An 18,723-nucleotide genomic window follows, 5' to 3' on the forward strand; every position below is an offset into this window, starting at 1 on the left:
TTCTCCTCATTTTCTTCTATAGCTTTATGCTGTAACTTCAATTAGCTTATTTCTATAAGCTGTTAATAATTTAGATTTTGAGATAAAACCAATGTATTTTCCTTCTTTAACAACAGGTAAATTCCAAGCTCCGCTTTCTTTAAATTTCCTCATAATATCAGTCATTTTATCAAGACCTATTATAATTATTTCTGGTGGATGTTGCATAATATCTCTTGCAAAAATTGTTTTATATAAGGTTTGGTCAAACATAATTGGTCTTAAATCATCTAGAAAAATAATACCAGTTAGTTTATTGGTATTTTTACTTATCACCGGAAAAATATTTCTGTTAGATTTTACAACTGCTTGTTTAATCATACTTTCTAAATCCATATCTGAATAAACAGGTACAAAATTATTTTCAATAACTCTATCAATATCCATTAACGTTAATACAGCATGGTCTTTGTTATGTGTAATTAATTCTCCTTTTCTACCTAATTGCATTGCATACACAGAATACGGATGTACAAATTTAGCGATCAGGTAAGAAATTGTAGCTGTTAACATTAACGGAATAAAAAGTTCATAACCACCGGTTAATTCAGCAATTAAAAAGATTGCCGTTAAGGGGGCGTGTAGTACTCCGGCCATTAAACCAGCCATTCCTACTAAAGTAAAATTGCTTTCAGAAACACTAGACAGGCCAGTTGTATTAATTATTTTAGCAACACAATTTCCTAAAAGACTTCCCATAAATAAAGTAGGTGCAAAAATACCACCAACTCCACCAGCTCCAAATGTTAAAGCACTTGCAATCACTTTAAATAAAACTAAGCCAATTAATAACATAATAACAACCCAAACATTAGATAAATCTAAGTTCATAAAGTTGTTTTTTAGAGCTTCTTCTGGGTTACCCGCAATTAAATTATTAATGACTTCAAAGCCTTCTCCATATAAAGGCGGAATTAAAAAAATTAATCCCCCTAAACCAATACCACCAACTAATAAGCGTTTTATTGGAGAATCTATTTTATCAAAAAGGTTCTGAATTCTATCATAAACCTCTGTAAAATAGATAGAACCTAAACCGGTTGCAGTAGCCAAAATAAGGTAAAAAGGAATGTTGTTTATGGTAAAAGCATCTTCTATTTTAAACGGAAGTAAGACATCTGACCCAAAAAAGAATCTAGAAGTAATAATTGCAGATAAAGAAGCCAAAAGTAAAGGCATCATAGAAGCAATTGTTAAGTCTAAACTAAAAACCTCTATAGCAAAAATAATAGCAGCAATAGGTGCTTTAAAAATAGCAGAAAGGGCACCAGCAGAAGCACAACCAATTAATAAAGTTCTTGATGTTTGGTTTAAATGAAATAATCTGGCAACATTAGAACTAATTGCCGCACCTGTTGCAACAGTAGGTCCTTCTAGTCCAACAGAACCACCAAAACCAACAGTAATAGGAGCTGTTAAAATAGAACCAAACATTTGAAAGCGTTTCATAATTCCTTTTCTCTTAGAAATAGCATATAGCGTAGAAGGAATACCGTGACTTACTTTGTTTCTAATTACATATTTTATAATAAAGTATACAATTGTTAAACCAATAATAGGGAAAACAAAGTAAAAAGCATGGTAATAATCTCTTACTAAATTTCCTTCTAAAAGATGTTGAAAAAAGTGTGTTAAATTTTTTAAAATAACAGCTCCAAAACCGGCTAAAAAACCAACAAGGATGCTAAGTATGTGTATAAATTGTTTTTCAGAGATGTATTTATATCTCCAAATTAATATTTTTCTGTATATTTTTTTTGTTGTTGGCACTTGTTTTATCGATAAGAAATTATAGTATAAAATTATTTTTTTTCTTGATGCTTTACATCCTTCAATAAGTCTAACGCAAAGTAGGTTATTAATACGCCTACAAAAATAATACAAACCCACATAAAAACAGCTGTTTCCCAAAAAGGTTTCTCTTTTATAATTACAGGTATTGCTTTCGTTTTAATAAAATTATTTACGGATACTTCTTCTTCTATAATTGATGTTTTTTCTGATATAAAATTACCTAAATCATAAGAAGGTTTAGAAAAAGTAGTATCTATTATTAATTGATATTGCTGCTTCTTTTTTAAATTAGATATAATATAAACTGGTTTTTGTAATAAGGTAATGTTTGTTATTTTTAAACTAGGATTGTCTTTGTTTTCGATTTCTATAATAAATTCTTTTTCATTTAAATTATTTAAGAAAAAAGTATTTTCTATTTTAGAACTTAACTGAAAGTTAGCAACTACTTGCTGATAAGTTTCTACTCTTTTTTTTATCTTACGTTCTTTATTTATAATTAGCTTTGAATTACGTAGAAAAAAAGCAGTGTTTACATCAAAAGAAATACTGTTAATTTGATGAGAATTATTAGCAATAAATTTAATTTGAGTTATTTTGCTGTCTTTTAATTCCGTAATTTCTTGTTTATAGTCTTTGATGGTTATTGGATCTTCAGAAAAATAGTTGTTGATATATTTACCAGCATCCAAAATATTTATTGGTAAAGAATTTTTATCATTAAATTCTATTTTTAAAAATTGATACGTAGTTGTTGGAAAATTTATTCTTTTTTCTACAGATGATTTTTGAGCAGAATTATTAAGAGAAAGAATATTGTTAGCGGTAATACCAAACCAATTTTTAGCATCATTACTTCCTAGAAGGTGATATCTTTTAGAAATATCTGCATTTGCAATTTTTAAAATAAGACTTGTTAGTTTTTCAGTTGCTTTATTTTCTATAATAACAGCAGTAATAGAATCTTTAATTCTTTTGTTTGATAAAATTTTTATCGGCACAAAAGTAGAAAATAATTGATCTGAATGATATTTTAAAACATAAGGCACTTCTTTGTTTGCGCTATCTTTTATTCTGATAAAATTAAAATTATCTTTACTTGCAGACCTAATTTCTGGAGTCAACATTATTTTATGTAAACCCTCTTTTTCTACACTATTTAAAGAGCCTTTATAATTTTGACTAAAACAAGTTAGTCCGATAAAAAAAACGATTAAAAAGCTATATTTCTTCATCTTCTTGAGTTTTGTCATTTACTAATTTTTTAATTTTCTGATACACAAACGAAATAATCAATATTAAAACACCTAATAACATAAAGGCGACTATTTTCCCTGTTTCGGAAGCATTTTTAATATCGTATGCAAATAGTTTTATAATGGTTATTCCTAATAAAGAAAGTGCAATAATTCGTAAGTTTTTCCACTGTTTTTTAATACCTATAATTAAAAATATAAAAGAGAAAATTCCCCATAAAATAGGATACCCAATTTTAATTATTTGGTCTTGTACTGCGTCTATTTTATTTTCTATAAGATCGTATTTTGAGTAATCATTTGTTTGTGCAGCTAATTCGGAAACAATGGAAGAATTATCAGAAAAATGAACTCCATGTACCATCACTTCGTTACTTAATGTATAAACAATAGCAAAGACAAATACCCAAGGCAGCCATTTACTTTGTTTCGGTTTTATATTAAAAAGAGTCGTGGTCTTTTTAAATAATTGAAATCCAAAATAAATAAGACATGCTAAAATTATATAATGAAAATAGAATGCATAATTACTATGTATTGATAATGCTAAGTTTTCTGCAATTTCATTTGTAGGCAATTTATAGAAGTACCCTATATAAGCGAAAATTGAAATACAACTGATTAATAAAACTACTTTTTCTATATTTTTATGCTTCAATTTTTCTGTAAAGAATAATAAAATTGCAATAAATACAAAATGATACGTAACAGGAAAAGATAGGGACGAGGCAGTGTTCTCTAAAAATTGATGTGCCTGATAATCCGTTTCTAAAGCACCAGTAAAATAAGCGACTAATACAAATGCAATTAAAACAATGGTTCTGTAAACCTTTATACTTAATGTAAAATATTTAGTGACCATATTTCCTTCTTTTTTTAATAACCAATAGGTTACCAATAGAGAAATACTTACTCCTAAACCAGCAATAAATAACGGATTAAAAATTACCGATAATTCTTCTGAATACGCGTACAATTCCCAATCTAACAGTAAGCTAATAATAGATAAAACTTGTACTATGATGGCACCTAGTTTAAAAGATTCAATTTTAGATTTTTTAGACAACCAAAATAGTAAAACTACTTCTGCAGCCCAGAAAAGAGTTATCTGGTTTCCTTTAAATTGAATAGGAATGGTTAACGTAACAAAGGTTAAAGCCAAACCTATTAGAATGTAAATGGCGTTTTTGTCTAATCCAAATTTCTTGTATAAGATAGTTGCATAAGCTACATTATAAACCGCCAATAACAATGTGAATAATCCTGTAAAATTAGATTCCAAATCTTTAAGAATTACCATGCCAATTCCGAAGAAAACAAACGTGTTTGCTATTAAAATAAAATATTCAATTTTAGAAAATACACCTTTATTTTTTAAGTTATTTAAAACAATAGTAAGACTAAAAATAAAGTAAAAAATGGTAGCAAAAGTTAAAGCACCATTATGCTCAAAACTATCTTTATCTATATTTAATAGACACCAACCACCAAATAGAATAATGGTAAAAGCAAAATCTACAATCGTTGCTATTTTCCATTTTTTAAAGTATGAGATGGCAAGGATTCCTAAATTTAAAATAGCAATGTAACTAAATAATACCACATAATTTCCTTCGCCAGTACTTAACATAAAAGGAGCTGCAAAACCACCAATTAAAGATAAAATAGCCAATTCTTGTCTGTTGTAAGAAACGGAAACCAAGGCACTAAAAGCCGTTATTACTGCCATAATAGAAAAAGCAACTGTCTGGCTAAATAATTGATATTCATGAAAAGCAATATAGATAGTAAGGTAAAAAACACTAATGGCTCCGGCTACTAAAACAGAGCTAAAGGAAGCGTAATTTTTCTTTAATTTATGAGCAATCATCATTATTAGAGAACCACATAAAACACCAATTCCTACTCTTGCAGGTTCGTTAATCCAATCTTTATCAATAGCAAATTTCACAAAGAAACTAATTCCTAAAACAAGAATTAAAACTCCTATTTTGTTAATTAAGTTCTCTCCAATAAACTTCTCTAAATCTGGGTTTTTTTCTTTAAAAGCTGCTATCCAAGATTTTTTAGGAATCGCTTTTTCTTTCTTTTCCTCTTCTTTAAAAATTGTTTTTTTATCAGCAATTATTGGTGTTACTTTAGTATCCGTATTAAGGATTGGTTTTACTACTTCAGGTATGTCAGAAACAAAAATAATAGGCTCTTCTTTTGCAATAACTATTGGTTCTGTTTTAGTTAAAGGTTTCGTTTCTTTTTGAGAAACAGGTTCGCTTTTTGTTTTTAATATTTCTTCTTTAGAAGTTGATTTTTGTTGTAAGTCTCGTAATTTATCATCTAATTGAAAAACAGAAGTCTGTAAATCTTTCAATTTAGAACTAATATTTTTGTTTGTAATTAGTAGATAAATAATGATAAAAATGAGTAATACTACTTCCATACTTAAGAACTTTTTTTTATTATTAGAATAAAGTAATGTCTTGCATTTATTTTTGTGAAGATAAAATATCGGTTCCTAAATAACCATTATCTTTATTATAGTACCAAGCTCTATTTTTTGGCATTTTCACTCCATTTATAGTTTCTAAACCAGAAAGTAAAATGTATTCTCCGCTATTTTTTGTGTCTTTAAAAAACTGATACACTTCCATAGCATATGTTTCTGGATCAAAGTAAAAGTACCAAGTATCTTTACCAACTTCTTTATTGTAGGTAGCTTTTAAAACCAAATAGTCTTTTCCTTTAAATATTTTTTGTGCTACTTTTTTATCAATAATTGTTCCTTCATCTTTCAATTTCATAGGTAAACCATACAAATAGGTATAATAGTTTTTATACATGTTTGCGCGTTCGGCATTCAAATTAAATTTCTTTCTAGTTTCTTCGGATGGATTGCTATCACCATTAAAAGTAAAGCTAGAAGTGGTTTTTTTTACCGTATATTCAGTAGTAATCGTATCTCTAATTGCCTTTACATAAAAATATTCTTCGGGTAAATTAATTTTGATAACACTTTTTCTTGGAGACTTCTTAGGAATTTCCATAATAACAGATAATTCACCATTAAAAGTAGCCCAATTATTATTTGGGTCATGAAACTGAATTGATTTTTCTAACAATTCATTACCAGTTAATTCTTGAGAAAAAGAAACTACAGAGTTAAAAAAGAGGATAAAGCAAAGAAAGTTTTTCATAATCTTAAAAGTAATAAAAAATCCCGCAAAAGCGGGATTTAAAAATTTTATGCCTTTATATCTAAGCGAAGACTAAGCTCTTTTAGCTGTTCATCATCTATAAATGCAGGTGCATCTATCATAACATCACGTCCAGAATTATTTTTCGGGAATGCAATAAAATCTCTAATTGTTTCTTGTCCGCCTAAAATAGCAACCAATCTGTCCAACCCAAAAGCCAATCCACCGTGAGGAGGCGCTCCGTATTCAAAAGCATCCATTAAGAAACCAAACTGCGCTCTAGCATCTTCCTCAGAAAAACCTAAATGTTTCAACATGGTTGCTTGCATTTGCTTGTCGTGAATTCTAATAGAACCACCACCAATTTCATTTCCGTTTAACACCAAATCGTAGGCATTTGCTTTCACAGCTCCTGGGTCTGTGTCTAACAATTCCATTTGCCCTGGTTTTGGCGAAGTAAACGGATGATGCATTGCGTGGTAATGCCCAGTTTCTTCATCTAATTCTAATAAAGGAAAGTCAATTACCCAAAGCGGCGCAAATACTTTAGGATCTCTCAAACCTAAACGTGTTGCCAATTCCATACGTAAAGCAGATAATTGTGCTCTAACTTTATTTGTTTCACCGGATAAAACACACACTAAATCACCAGGTTTTGCACCCGTAATTTCTGCCCATTTAGCTAAATCTTCTTGATCGTAGAATTTATCTACAGAAGATTTAAAAGATCCATCTTCGTTTACACGCGCATAAATCATTCCTAAAGCACCAACTTGCGGACGTTTTACCCACTTAATAATATTGTCTATTTCTTTTCTTGTATATGCGTTTCCACCAGGTACAGCAATACCAACTACCAATTCTGCGCTATTAAAAACACCAAAATCTTTATGTTGTGTAACTGCGTTTAATTCGCCAAATTCCATTCCAAAACGGATATCTGGTTTGTCATTTCCATACAATTTCATTGCATCGTCATATAACATTCTTGGGAATTTCTCCACCTCAACATTATTTACTTCTTTTAGTAAGTGACGCGTTAACCCTTCAAAAATATTTAAAATATCTTCTTGCTCTACAAACGCCATTTCACAGTCAATCTGTGTAAATTCTGGCTGTCTGTCTGCACGTAAATCTTCATCTCTAAAGCATTTTACAATCTGAAAATATTTATCCATTCCACCAACCATCAACAATTGTTTAAAGGTTTGTGGAGATTGTGGTAATGCATAAAACTGACCTTCATTCATACGAGAAGGCACCACAAAATCTCTAGCACCTTCTGGCGTAGATTTTATTAAATAAGGCGTTTCAACTTCAATAAATTCTTGGTCAGACAAGTATTTACGCACTTCCATTGCTACTTTATGACGAAAGATTAAACTGTCTTTAACAGGATTTCTTCTAATGTCTAAGTATCTGTATTTCATTCTAATATCTTCACCACCATCCGTTTTATCTTCAATAGTAAAAGGTGGCGTAATAGATGCATTTAAGATTTCTAATTTAGAAACCAACAATTCAACAGCTCCAGTAGCCATTTTATCGTTTTTAGACTCACGCTCAATAACGGTTCCTGTAACCTGAATCACAAATTCTCTACCAAGAGATTTTGCTTTGTCCATCATTTCCTTTGGCGTACGCTCTTCATCAAACATTAATTGCGTAATTCCGTATCTATCACGTAAATCTACCCAAATCATAAAGCCTTTATCACGGCTTTTCTGTACCCAACCCGCTAAGGTAACTTCTGTATTTATATGCGATGCGTTTAACTCGCCACAAGAATGACTTCTATACATTTTCTATTAAAATTAGCTTCCTAAAACGGAAATCTTTAAAACTGTCATCCTGAATTTATTTCAGGATCTTTCAAGCTGCAAAAATAATCATTTTCTATTGAATATGAGTTTTTTGGGCGTTCATTTCTAAAGAGAAATGCCCCGCTTTCCGCACTCGCTTTTTTTATTCCGAAAAAGAATAAAAAAGAGCTCAAACATTAGTTTATACTGAGCGTAGTGGAAGTACTGCAATCGGTAACGCAAAATCCGTCTAATGCTCATTAAATAGATAGTATATCGGTGTTTTTTTATAGTCAATAAAGCGTTTTACTAATAGAAATCTATAATATTTAATAAAAAGTAGCGGAAATAAAATTATCCTTAGATGAAGGCTTTTCTTCCAATAGAAACAATTGAATATAAAACTTTGCCATCATTTTTTATGTGTTTAAATGTCATCGACATGTATAGGTAAAACGATTATACAGACGATGTGTTTTGTAAGATTAAAAATTATATTGATAAGAAAAGAAACCTTAAGAAGTAGAATTCAATTTAGAAACTAACGTAATTAAAGACTCGATAACTGAGGTGTAAAGTGTTGAAAATAAGATTTTAATAGAATTATGGTAAAGGTTTGGTTTATAATTATTACCTTAATGGATTAAAAAAAATGAAAATTTCAGACTAAAATAAATGTTTCGTATGTATTGAGATTACTAATACGAACAAGAAGGTCTGAATGGAAAAAAAAGAAAGTATAACACTTTAAAAATAGCATCTCATGAGAAAATTAGTTATTACATTTTTAATTATTCTGTGCAGTTATTCTATAAACGCACAAAAATCAAATATTGTTGGTAATTGGCTTATAACTAAAGTAGAGTCATCAACCAATACTAAACATTTATTTAAACTTATTGAGTTCTCTGATAGGGGAAGAGTTATGATGAAAGGAGTGTTAATTGCTGCTTGGCGTTATAATAGTAGAGGTAATGAAATAGAGATGAGATCTAATGTTGAAAAAGATTTTAATGGTGTCAATGAAATAGTAAGTAGCACTAATAAAGAAATGGTATTAGAAAAAGAGGGTATAAAAACAACCTATTTAAAACTAGATCTAAATAACATTGCGAAAGAAAATAAAATGTCAAAATTAAAAGGAGTTTGGCAATTAGAAAGTGATTTTGATAGTATTCAATTACTAAAAATGGAACTACCAGATACTTTTTCGATATCAACAATTTCTTCAAGAGATGGTATAAAATCTACAACTAACGGAACGTGGATGTACAATTCTAACGAAAAATCTATAATTTTTATAGGTGAGTCAAAATTATTAAATGGAAAAAGTATGCTAAAAGAGCAATCAGAAAAAGCATTTGTACTAAATATAAATGGAAAAGAAATCATAGCTAAAAAAGAAGTTTCATCTACCACTTTAGAGCGTTTAACTTTTAATATTGATAATTTTTCGGCAAGACCTAACGAAAATTCTCCTTGGTCAGATTTTGATTCTTTATTAATAAAACTAGAACATGTAAACTATTTAAAGTATAAACAAAGCCGGTTAATACAAAACACAACAGATTTTAAAATAGATACTTTATTGACTAAAATTACCATAAATAAAGAAAGAAAAAGTATCACTCTAAATAATTTAGTCATTAATGAAAAAGATACTCTAAAAGGCTCTGAAAGTTTTAAAGGAGGACTTTTAAATAGGAGTAATGATTTTTTTCCTCAAGAAAAACTTGGTCCGTTTAGAGTAATTACAACGGAGACGATTAAAGTAATCGCAGGCGAATTTGAATGCAAAGTGGTAGAAGGTTTTTATGGAGAAGTAAAATTTAAATATTGGATGATTATAGATAAACCGGGTGTTTATGCCAAAGTAATTAGAGAAAACATAACTGTTTTTGATAAATTAGATTATCAAATACTGGAGTTGGTAGCATTAAAGTAAGTGCAATAGATAGTTTCTTTGTTTATTGTTTGAATTAGTTTTATTAAATATACGGAAAATGTGATTATAAAATTTTTTGTAAATTCTATTTAAATTCAACTATTTGTTTTTGAGTCCAACTTGAAAGCTTAAATTTGAAACTTGAAATCCAAAAAATGAGTAAATTATATTTAGTCCCAACACCAATAGGTAATTTAGAAGACATGACTTTTAGAGCCATTAGAATTCTAAAAGAAGTAGATTTTATTTTAGCAGAAGATACCCGTACAAGCGGTAAACTCTTAAAACATTTTGAGATTGAAACACAAATGCACAGTCATCATATGCATAATGAGCACAAGTCTGTAAAAGGAATTGTACAAAGAATTAAAAATGGAGAAACCTGTGCCTTAATTTCGGATGCAGGAACACCTGCAATTTCCGATCCTGGTTTTTTATTAACCAGAGCCTGTGTAGAAAATAATATAGAAGTAGATTGTTTACCTGGTGCAACAGCATTTGTACCTGCTTTGGTAAACTCTGGTTTGCCAAATGATAAGTTTGTTTTTGAAGGTTTTTTACCTGTTAAAAAAGGAAGACAAACCCGTTTTTTATTATTAGCAGAAGAAACAAGAACTATCATATTTTACGAATCTCCGCATAAATTGATTAAAACATTAGGGCATTTTGTAGAATATTTTGGTGCCGACAGACAAGTCTCTGTATCAAGAGAACTCACTAAAATGTTTGAAGAAACGATTAGAGGAACTGCAACAGAAGTTTTAGCACATTATACAAATAAGCCACCAAAAGGGGAAATTGTTGTAATTGTAGAAGGGAAGAAGTAACTTCTTTACCCATATTAGACCTCACAGGTTTTTAAAACCTGTGAGGTCTTTAAACATTTATTGATAAATCCATAACCTAAAAAGTTTCTCGTTAGATTCCTCTTTATTATTAGCTTAGAGTAGCAAAATATTATTTAAAAACATATAAATTATGATCATTCAACAATTCATAACAAAACTAAAAGCAAACCCAACTTCAATCTTATTTGCAGAAACCATGCAAGTAATTGAAGACAACTACAATTTTACACCATCTACTTTTACAAACGGAGATATTAAAAACAAGGCAGGAGAAAATTCTGGTTCATGTAAGTTATTTGCATTTGCTAAAACTCAAAAAATGACAAAAGAAGAAACGTTATTTTGCTTTGGAGAACATTATAAAAATGTTTTAGAAGATGTAAACGGAGACTCTCATCAAAATATCAGAAATTTTATGAAGTTTGGTTTCGATGGTTTGTCTTTTGAAAGTGAAGCTTTAGAGGTCAAGTAAGAGTTTTTTTTAGAGTTCGAAAGTCATTTCGAAATGAGCTTTTTTGCGATTGAGAAATCTCATAGTATTGTTACGTTTTAGATTCTTTTTCCTCTGTCATTCAGAATTACATTCAGTTTGTCATTTCGAAATGAGCTTTTTTGCGATTGAGAAATCTCATTAATAATTATATCTTCTTTAAAAGAGAGATTCTTTGTCTTTCGCCTATTGGTATGTTAAAAAAACTGTGTTTTTAGAAAATGCAACACCTTTTATCAGAAATAAAACAATGTAAAATTTGTGAGCCACATTTAGATTTAGGAGCTAACCCTGTGGTTACTGGTCATAAAAAATCTAAAATTGTAATTATTGGTCAAGCACCCGGAACAAAGGTTCATAAATCTGGAATTCCTTGGGACGATGCAAGCGGAAAACAATTAAGAAAGTGGCTCAATGTTTCTGATGAAGATTTTTACGATGTAGAAAAATTTGCAATTGTGCCCATGGGGTTTTGTTATCCTGGTAAAGGAAAAAGTGGTGATAAACCGCCCCGAAAAGAATGTGCTCCACAATGGCATCAGCAGTTATTTGAATTAATGCCAAACTTAAAAATGATAATTTTAATAGGAATGTATGCACAAAACTATTACCTAAAAGACAAAGCCAAAAGTACGCTTACAGAAACGGTAGATAATTATCCAGAGTATTTGCCTAAATATTTTACACTTCCGCATCCATCACCCAGAAATCGTTTTTGGTTGACTAAAAACCCCTGGTTTGAGAAAAATGTAATTCCAAATTTACAAAACAGAGTTAGAAAGATTATTATGTAAAAAAGTGGCAGAAAGTTTTATTTTTCGATTTTCAATTTTTTGAGAAAGAGTATTAAAGAATTTCTGTCTATCTACAGCAGCATCTCCAGAAAGGTTTTTAGAAAACTCTAATTGAGTTTTTAAATGTAGCTCAATTTGGTTTGTAGTATTTTCATCACTTACCTTAAAGTAACTTAGATTGGTATAAGGAACAAAAACTTTTTTATTAGTTTTTGTTTGCATAAGCACCGTGTTTAATAGAGGAACAAGGTTGTTATGGTATAAATGATAACTATTTTCGCTTTTGTCTCTTTTTTGATTCTTTGCTTGTTTTTCAATTATTAACAGAGAGTCTATTAAACCATCCGCAATTTTTATAGATTCTTCTTTTGTAGTGAGTCCAACGTCAAAAAAGTATTGAATTTGATTTAAAATATTATCGATGGTAGAGTCACTCCAAATTTCTATAAGAGCAACCTTATTGTATTTACTTAAAAAAGTATTATGATTTTTTAGAATTTCTTTAGAGGGAGTAAACTCAGAAAAAGGAAGTTTTTTTACCTTAGAATCGCTAGTAGACATATTTATTAAAGCGAAGATTCTAAACTTAGCAAAATAACTATTACCCGCATGATAGAGAGGGTAATCTTTAAGTGAATTAATTAGTAGCGCTTCTTTAGATTCTAATAAATTTTGAATTTCTTTTACAGCTTCTTTAAAAAAGACATGTAAAAAATCATTTGAAATTATATGATGAGTCTTTTCCACAACAATTTTTTGAGCATTATTTTTTGTTTCAATCAATAATGTGTTTAAACTAATATTGTAATGGTTAGAAAGTTGTAGTGTTTCTGTTAGGTTTAAGGGGGTTTTTCCTTTAATTCTGCGGTAAGCAGCATCATAACTTAAATCTAAAACATCCGAAATTTCGTCTATAAAAGAAACGTTTTTGGGGAGTTTTAGTTTTATTAAGTCAAATAATTTTTCTTGTTCTTTTTTCATAGGGATATTTAAAACTTAAATAATACAAAAAAATAAAATAGATTTTGCAGAATATACAATATTAGAGTAATCTTATTTCATTATTTTTGATTGTTAAATTTGACGAGGTTGGGGGACCTTAATAATTTATTTTAACCTTCTCATTCTAAATGAGGAGGTATTTTTTTGAGAATAAATATACTATTTTTATTGATGTTTACCTACTTCAAAGCCATGTTTTCCTAAATATTGATCTCCACTTTCAATTGCATCTTTTTCTAGTGTTGTTCCCATAGAATCATTCCAACGATTTAAGTATCCAAAAAGAGATATAACACCTAACATTTCTACTATTTCACCTTCATCCCAATATTTATATAACTCATTTTTAATTTTGGTATCAACAGCATTAGGGACCATAGAGGCAGCTAATGAAAAATCTAAGGCAGCTCGTTCTGCATCAGAAAAAGCAGCATGTGTTTTGTATTCCCAAATATTATCTAATTGTTCTTGTTCTGCGCCATAACGTTCTGCTGCTCTAATGGCGTGGGCTTGGCAATATCTACAACCCGTAGCATTACTAGAAACCCAAGCAATCATTCTTTTTAATGCAGATGTTACTCTACCTTCATTAGCCATAACTGCTTTGTTTAAGTTTATGAAAGCTTTAGAAATTGCGGGTCTGCGTTGCATTGTTAAAACAGAATTAGGGCAAAAACCTAAGGTTTCATTAAAGAATAGTGCTAATTCTTTTGTTTCCATGTCGTGTTCTGAAGATAATGGGGTAACTAATGGCATATTTATGATTTTAAATTTATTTATAGAATTCTATTTTATAACTTTACGATAAATATAACGGTAAAAAAATGAAAATAAAACTGCATTCTTATAATCTTCAATTAAAACACACATTTACAATATCTAGAGAGTCTCATGATTTTCAACCAAGTTTAGTTGTAGAGTTAATTTCAGATGGTTTTTCTGGTTTTGGTGAAGCAACTTCAAACCCTTATTATAATATTACGGTTACAAATATGAAGGCTATTATTCAAGAAAACTTGGCTTTTATTGAATCTTTGTCAGGCGAGAAACCTGCTGATTTTTGGCGAAAATTGCAACCGTTATTTGCTGAAAATATGTTTGCATTATGTGCTTTAGATATGGCTTTTAATGATTTGTACGCTCGTAAACAAAACAAAAAGTTATATGAAATTTGGGGTTTAAATATCGGTAAAAATCCAATGACAGATTATACTATTGGTATCGATTCTGTTGAAAAAATGGTAGCGAAGATGAAAGAACTTCCTTGGCCAATTTATAAAATAAAATTAGGGACTAAAAATGATATTGAAATAGTAACTGAATTAAGAAAACATTCTGATGCAATTTTTAGAATTGACGCCAATTGTGGTTGGACAGCAGATCAAGCAATAGAAAACTCTTTTAAATTAAAAGAATTAGGTGTAGAGTTTTTAGAGCAACCTTTAAAAGCAAATGATATTGAAGGGGCTAAAATATTATTCAAAAATTCTGCTTTACCAATCATAGCAGATGAAAGTTGTATTGTAGAAAGTGATGTAGAAAAATGTTTTGGTTTGTTTCATGGTGTAAATGTAAAGTTGACAAAATGTGGAGGACTAACACCAGGTAAAAGAATGTTAGAAAAAGCAAAAGAGTTAGGTTTAAAAACAATGGTTGGTTGCATGACGGAATCTACCGTAGGTATTTCTGCAATTGCACATTTATTACCGCTTTTAGATTATGTAGATATGGATGGTGGTTTGTTGTTAAAAAAAGATATTGCCAAAGGAATTACCATACACAATGGTGTAATTTCTTATGCTGATGAGAATGGAACTGGTGCTTCATTATTATAAATATGCAATTAGAAAAAGCACCAACTACAACAGCTTCTTTAAACGAAAAAGAATACTTGTATTTTAGTGGAACTTCTTATTTAGGAGTTGCTACTTTACCCGAATTTCAGGAATTAGTTTTTAAAGCAATTCAGAAATGGGGAGTTTCATACGGAAGTTCTAGAGGAGCAAATATAAAATTAGCTGTTTATGAAAAAGGTGAAACTTATTTGGCTAATTTTTTACAAACAGAAACAGCTGTAACTGTTTCTTCAGGAACTTTAGCTGGACAATTTGCTATAAAAAAAATAGACACGTTTGTAGATGTTTTTTATTTTATGCCTAAAACGCATCCGGCAATTTTACCGGAAAATTCGTTACCTATTTTTAATAACTTAGAATTACATCCTTCTTTAAAATCAATTAAAAACAAAAAAATAAGTATTGTTTTAGATGGAATTGCAGCATTTGAAACAACGCCGTTTTCTTTTGATTTTTTAAATGAAATTGACAGTTCTAATACTATTTATTTGGTTATAGATGAATCGCACAGTTTAGGAGTTTTAGGAGAAAACGGAAACGGAATTTCTAATTTAGTGCCAAAGAGTAAAAATATAAAAGTGATTATTACTTCTTCTTTAGGGAAGGCTTTTGGTATTAATGGCGGTGTAATTGCTGGAGATTTAAGTTTTATCAATCTTATTAAAAAAGACAATCTTTTTATTGGGGCTGCTGGTATGAGTCCTGCTTTTTTAGAGGTTTTTATAAATGCTCAAGAAATTTATAAAAGGCAATTAGTAAAGCTGAAAAGTAATATGGAGTATATGTTTGATCAATTAAAAAATAATACAGCCATTACTATTGATAAAACGTATCCTGTTTTCTTTCATTCTGATGAAAAAATAGCACAAATTTTATGGGATAAAAATATTTTAATTACTTCTTTTTATTATGCTACAAGTAGTAAGAAATTTAATAGAATAGTTCTCAATGCAAATCATACTAAAGAACAGTTAGATTTTTTATGTAAAAGTTTCATTTTTAATTAAATGAAGTCTTGTATTTTACGTTCAATAGATTTATTCAATTTATCCCTTAACTTATAAGGGTTTTCTTATTTTTGTAAGAACAAGCACAATTTACTATTTCAATTTATAAAAAAACGATAATAATACAATCTAATATGGCTACAAATATTGTAAAAACTACCTGGAAAGAAAACATGCAATTCGAATCTGATAATCCGAGTGGATTAAATTTAACGATGGATGCAGGAGAAGAAAGTGGAGGAGAAGGAAAAGGGTATAGACCAAAAGCTTTAATGTTAGCATCATTAGCTGGTTGTTCTGGTTTAGATGTAGTGTCTTTGTTAGCAAAAATGCGTGCTGAGGTTGCCGATTTTAAAATTGATATTACTGCAGAATTAACAGAAGAACACCCAAAATTTTATAAGAAAGTAAAAGTAGATTATCATTTTACTGATACAGACTTAAAGCCAGAAAAAATTCAGAAAGCTGTAAATTTATCGGTAACAAAATACTGTGGTGTTATGGAAATGTTTCGTCAATTTGCTGAGGTAGAAATTGAAATTCATTTACATAAAATTGAAAATTAAGTGATAAACCAGCTATGAGATGGACGTTAAAACCAAAAGCAGATAGGGAAAAAATAGAAAAATTAGCAAAAGAGCTTCAGGTAGATAAAACCATAGCAGCAATTCTTTGTCAAAGAGGTATCGAAACATTTGAGGAAGCTAAAAATTATTTTCGCCCTAGTTTAGATGAAATTCACGATCCTTTTTTAATGAAAGATATGGATTTGGCAGTTGCTAGAATTGAAACGGCAATTGCTAACAATGAAAATATTCTTGTTTTTGGTGATTATGATGTAGATGGAACAACAGCTGTTTCTTTGGTTGCGTCTTATTTAAAAACGATTTATCCAAATATTGCAACTTATATTCCAGATAGGTATGCAGAAGGTTATGGCGTTTCTTATATGGGAATAGATTTTGCGCATGACAATGATTTCTCTTTAATTATTGCCTTAGATTGCGGAATAAAAGCTATTGACAAGGTTGCGTATGCTACAGAGAAAAATGTCGATTTTATTATTTGCGATCACCATAAACCGGGAGATGAAATACCGAAGGCAGTTGCCGTTCTAAATGCAAAAAGAGAAGATTGTTTTTATCCGTTTGATGAGCTTTGTGGTTGTGGAGTTGGGTTTAAGTTAATTCAAGCTCTGGGAAGCTCTAGAGGTCAAACGATAGAAGATTTTGTTCCGTATTTAGATTTGGTTGCTACAGCAATTGCTGCAGATATTGTACCTATGAATGGCGAAAATAGAGTTTTGGCGTATCATGGTTTACAAGTAATTAACCAAAGTCCAAGAAACGGAATTAAGGCAATTATTCATCAAACTAAAAAGTCTGAATTAACAATTACCGATGTTGTTTTTACCATTGCACCAAGAATAAATGCAGCTGGTAGAATGAAGCATGGTAATTATGCGGTAGAATTATTAACAGAAATGGATTTTGACTCGGCGGTGGAGTTTGCTGCTGCCATAGAAATTTTTAATGCAGATAGAAAAGATTTAGATAAGAAAATTACAGACCAAGCTTTAATTCAGATTATTGACAATGAAGAGGAAGATCGTTTTACTTCTGTGGTTTTTCAACAAGATTGGCATAAAGGAGTTATTGGTATTGTTGCTTCTCGTTTAATTGAAAAATATTATAGACCTACCTTAGTTTTTACCAAAAGTGGCGATAAATTAGCGGCTTCTGCACGCTCTGTAAAAGGTTTTGATGTTTATAATGCATTGCATGCTTGTGAAGAGTTTATAGAACAATTTGGCGGACATAAATATGCCGCAGGTTTAACTTTAGCACCTGAAAACTACGAGAACTTCAAAAATAAATTTGAAGAAGTTGTAAAAGCTACAATTGATAAAGAGTTGTTAACTCCTGAGATTTCTATAGATGCAGAAATAGATTTGTTAGAAATTACACCTAAGTTTTTTAGAATTATTCAGCAAATGGCACCGTTTGGTCCTATGAATATGCGACCGACTTTTAAAACAAGTTGTGTAAGAGATAATGGTTACGGAAAACAAGTTGGTGCAGATAAAACGCATTTAAAACTGAACGTTTTTCAAGGTGATAATAAAAGAACTTTTAATTCCATTGGTTTTGGTTTAGGTGATAAAATGGAGTTTGTGCAAAACGATTTTGATATCGTATATGGCTTAGATGAAAATGTATGGAACGGAAATAAAACGATTCAATTGTTATTGAAAGACTTAAAGTAGATAACAATTGTCATTCCGAAAGAGAGACGCAGGAACGACGAGGAATCTAGAATTTTCGTAATTGTAATTTAGATTCCTCAATCGGCAAAAGGCCTCATTTCGGAATGACATTTTGAGTTTTTAAGTTTAATTTATCGTTACAAATGTCATTCCGACAGAGAGACGTAGGAACGACGTGGAATCTAGAGGTTTCGTAATTATAATTTAGATTCCTCAATCGGCAAAAGGCCTCATTTCGGAATGACATTCTGAGTTTTTAATATAATTGATTATATTTAAGAATGTTTAAACAATACTTTATTTATATAATTACAAACGAAAAGAAAACAGTTTTATATATAGGAGTTACAAACAATATTCAAAAAAGAATTTCCCAACATTATTTTGATAGTCAGAATGCAAAGAAATCATTTGCAGGAAAATACAATTGTTA

General features: G+C 29.9%; 16 protein-coding genes. 9 read left to right on the forward strand and 7 right to left on the reverse strand.

Annotation, left to right across the window (positions count from 1 at the left end; genetic code table 11):
- Positions 1–24: 24 nt before the first annotated feature.
- The 5 genes from GQS58_RS14165 to aspS are packed head-to-tail and all read right to left on the reverse strand — an operon-like array spanning position 25 to position 8,082.
- Positions 25–1,809 (reverse strand): chloride channel protein, encoded by a 1,785-nt coding sequence (locus GQS58_RS14165; RefSeq protein ID WP_218599697.1) that lies wholly within the window; start codon positions 1,807–1,809, stop codon positions 25–27.
- 32 nt (positions 1,810–1,841) lie between these two features.
- Entirely contained in the window at positions 1,842–3,086 is a 1,245-nt protein-coding gene (locus GQS58_RS14170) for a hypothetical protein (protein WP_205860442.1), read from the reverse strand.
- Positions 3,055–5,526: a DUF2339 domain-containing protein gene (locus GQS58_RS14175; protein WP_166387037.1), complete on the reverse strand. Its 2,472-nt coding sequence runs from the start codon at positions 5,524–5,526 to the stop codon at positions 3,055–3,057. The genes GQS58_RS14170 and GQS58_RS14175 overlap by 32 nt, the downstream gene beginning before the upstream one ends.
- A 46-nt stretch (positions 5,527–5,572) precedes the next feature.
- The gene (locus GQS58_RS14180) at positions 5,573–6,280 is read right to left on the reverse strand and encodes a DUF6503 family protein (protein WP_166387039.1); all 708 of its coding nucleotides are present in this window, start codon (positions 6,278–6,280) and stop codon (positions 5,573–5,575) included.
- Positions 6,281–6,327: 47 nt separating this feature from the next.
- Entirely contained in the window at positions 6,328–8,082 is a 1,755-nt protein-coding gene (gene aspS, locus GQS58_RS14185; RefSeq protein WP_166387041.1) for an aspartate--tRNA ligase, read from the reverse strand.
- A gap of 763 nt (positions 8,083–8,845) precedes the next feature.
- Between aspS and GQS58_RS14190 the strand changes: the two genes are divergently transcribed.
- The 4 genes from GQS58_RS14190 (at position 8,846) to GQS58_RS14205 (ending at position 12,159) form a co-directional block, all read left to right on the forward strand.
- A complete protein-coding gene (locus GQS58_RS14190; protein ID WP_166387043.1) occupies positions 8,846–10,027 on the forward strand; it encodes a hypothetical protein in 1,182 nt (393 codons plus the stop codon).
- 155 nt (positions 10,028–10,182) lie between these two features.
- Positions 10,183–10,854: a 16S rRNA (cytidine(1402)-2'-O)-methyltransferase gene (gene rsmI / locus GQS58_RS14195; RefSeq protein ID WP_166387045.1), complete on the forward strand. Its 672-nt coding sequence runs from the start codon at positions 10,183–10,185 to the stop codon at positions 10,852–10,854.
- A 151-nt stretch (positions 10,855–11,005) separates the two neighbouring features.
- Positions 11,006–11,347 carry a HopJ type III effector protein gene (locus tag GQS58_RS14200; protein WP_166387047.1) on the forward strand — a complete coding sequence of 114 codons (342 nt, stop codon included), beginning with the start codon at positions 11,006–11,008 and terminating at the stop codon, positions 11,345–11,347.
- 239 nt (positions 11,348–11,586) lie between these two features.
- A complete protein-coding gene (locus GQS58_RS14205) occupies positions 11,587–12,159 on the forward strand; it encodes a uracil-DNA glycosylase family protein (protein WP_166387049.1) in 573 nt (190 codons plus the stop codon).
- Here the strand turns inward: GQS58_RS14205 and GQS58_RS14210 are convergent.
- Positions 12,127–13,140 (reverse strand): helix-turn-helix domain-containing protein, encoded by a 1,014-nt coding sequence (locus GQS58_RS14210; protein ID WP_166387051.1) that lies wholly within the window; start codon positions 13,138–13,140, stop codon positions 12,127–12,129. The two genes, GQS58_RS14205 and GQS58_RS14210, sit on opposite strands and share 33 nt — an antisense overlap.
- A 186-nt stretch (positions 13,141–13,326) precedes the next feature.
- Positions 13,327–13,917 (reverse strand): carboxymuconolactone decarboxylase family protein, encoded by a 591-nt coding sequence (locus GQS58_RS14215; RefSeq protein WP_166387053.1) that lies wholly within the window; start codon positions 13,915–13,917, stop codon positions 13,327–13,329.
- Between the two features lie 68 nt (positions 13,918–13,985).
- On the opposite strand from GQS58_RS14215, the gene GQS58_RS14220 reads away from it, so the two are divergent.
- From GQS58_RS14220 to GQS58_RS14240, 5 genes are all read left to right on the forward strand, one after another.
- A complete protein-coding gene (locus tag GQS58_RS14220) occupies positions 13,986–14,996 on the forward strand; it encodes a dipeptide epimerase (protein WP_166387055.1) in 1,011 nt (336 codons plus the stop codon).
- Between the two features lie 2 nt (positions 14,997–14,998).
- Complete coding sequence (locus GQS58_RS14225; protein WP_166387057.1) at positions 14,999–16,024, forward strand: aminotransferase class I/II-fold pyridoxal phosphate-dependent enzyme; 1,026 nt, start codon at positions 14,999–15,001, stop codon at positions 16,022–16,024.
- A 134-nt stretch (positions 16,025–16,158) separates the two neighbouring features.
- Positions 16,159–16,590 (forward strand): OsmC family protein, encoded by a 432-nt coding sequence (locus GQS58_RS14230; RefSeq protein ID WP_166387059.1) that lies wholly within the window; start codon positions 16,159–16,161, stop codon positions 16,588–16,590.
- 14 nt (positions 16,591–16,604) lie between these two features.
- On the forward strand, positions 16,605–18,290 hold the full coding sequence (recJ, locus tag GQS58_RS14235) for a single-stranded-DNA-specific exonuclease RecJ (RefSeq protein ID WP_166387061.1): 1,686 nt from the start codon (positions 16,605–16,607) through the stop codon (positions 18,288–18,290).
- Positions 18,291–18,571: 281 nt separating this feature from the next.
- A partial coding sequence (locus GQS58_RS14240) for a GIY-YIG nuclease family protein (RefSeq protein ID WP_166387063.1) occupies positions 18,572–18,723 on the forward strand: 152 nt, incomplete at its 3' end.

The organism is Polaribacter sp. 11A2H (genome assembly GCF_011379025.1).
Classification (GTDB): domain Bacteria; phylum Bacteroidota; class Bacteroidia; order Flavobacteriales; family Flavobacteriaceae; genus Polaribacter.

Bases quoted from the DNA above. Each gene is read 5' to 3' on its own strand.
- GQS58_RS14170 (WP_205860442.1), bottom strand. From the start codon at position 3,086: ATGACAAAACTCAAGAAGATGAAGAAATATAGCTTTTTAATCGTTTTT.
- GQS58_RS14175 (WP_166387037.1), bottom strand. From the start codon at position 5,526: ATGGAAGTAGTATTACTCATTTTTATCATTATTTATCTACTAATTACA.
- GQS58_RS14180 (WP_166387039.1), bottom strand. From the start codon at position 6,280: ATGAAAAACTTTCTTTGCTTTATCCTCTTTTTTAACTCTGTAGTTTCT.
- aspS (WP_166387041.1), bottom strand. From the start codon at position 8,082: ATGTATAGAAGTCATTCTTGTGGCGAGTTAAACGCATCGCATATAAAT.
- GQS58_RS14190 (WP_166387043.1), top strand. From the start codon at position 8,846: ATGAGAAAATTAGTTATTACATTTTTAATTATTCTGTGCAGTTATTCT.
- rsmI (WP_166387045.1), top strand. From the start codon at position 10,183: ATGAGTAAATTATATTTAGTCCCAACACCAATAGGTAATTTAGAAGAC.
- GQS58_RS14200 (WP_166387047.1), top strand. From the start codon at position 11,006: ATGATCATTCAACAATTCATAACAAAACTAAAAGCAAACCCAACTTCA.
- GQS58_RS14205 (WP_166387049.1), top strand. From the start codon at position 11,587: ATGCAACACCTTTTATCAGAAATAAAACAATGTAAAATTTGTGAGCCA.
- GQS58_RS14210 (WP_166387051.1), bottom strand. From the start codon at position 13,140: ATGAAAAAAGAACAAGAAAAATTATTTGACTTAATAAAACTAAAACTC.
- GQS58_RS14215 (WP_166387053.1), bottom strand. From the start codon at position 13,917: ATGCCATTAGTTACCCCATTATCTTCAGAACACGACATGGAAACAAAA.
- GQS58_RS14220 (WP_166387055.1), top strand. From the start codon at position 13,986: ATGAAAATAAAACTGCATTCTTATAATCTTCAATTAAAACACACATTT.
- GQS58_RS14225 (WP_166387057.1), top strand. From the start codon at position 14,999: ATGCAATTAGAAAAAGCACCAACTACAACAGCTTCTTTAAACGAAAAA.
- GQS58_RS14230 (WP_166387059.1), top strand. From the start codon at position 16,159: ATGGCTACAAATATTGTAAAAACTACCTGGAAAGAAAACATGCAATTC.
- recJ (WP_166387061.1), top strand. From the start codon at position 16,605: ATGAGATGGACGTTAAAACCAAAAGCAGATAGGGAAAAAATAGAAAAA.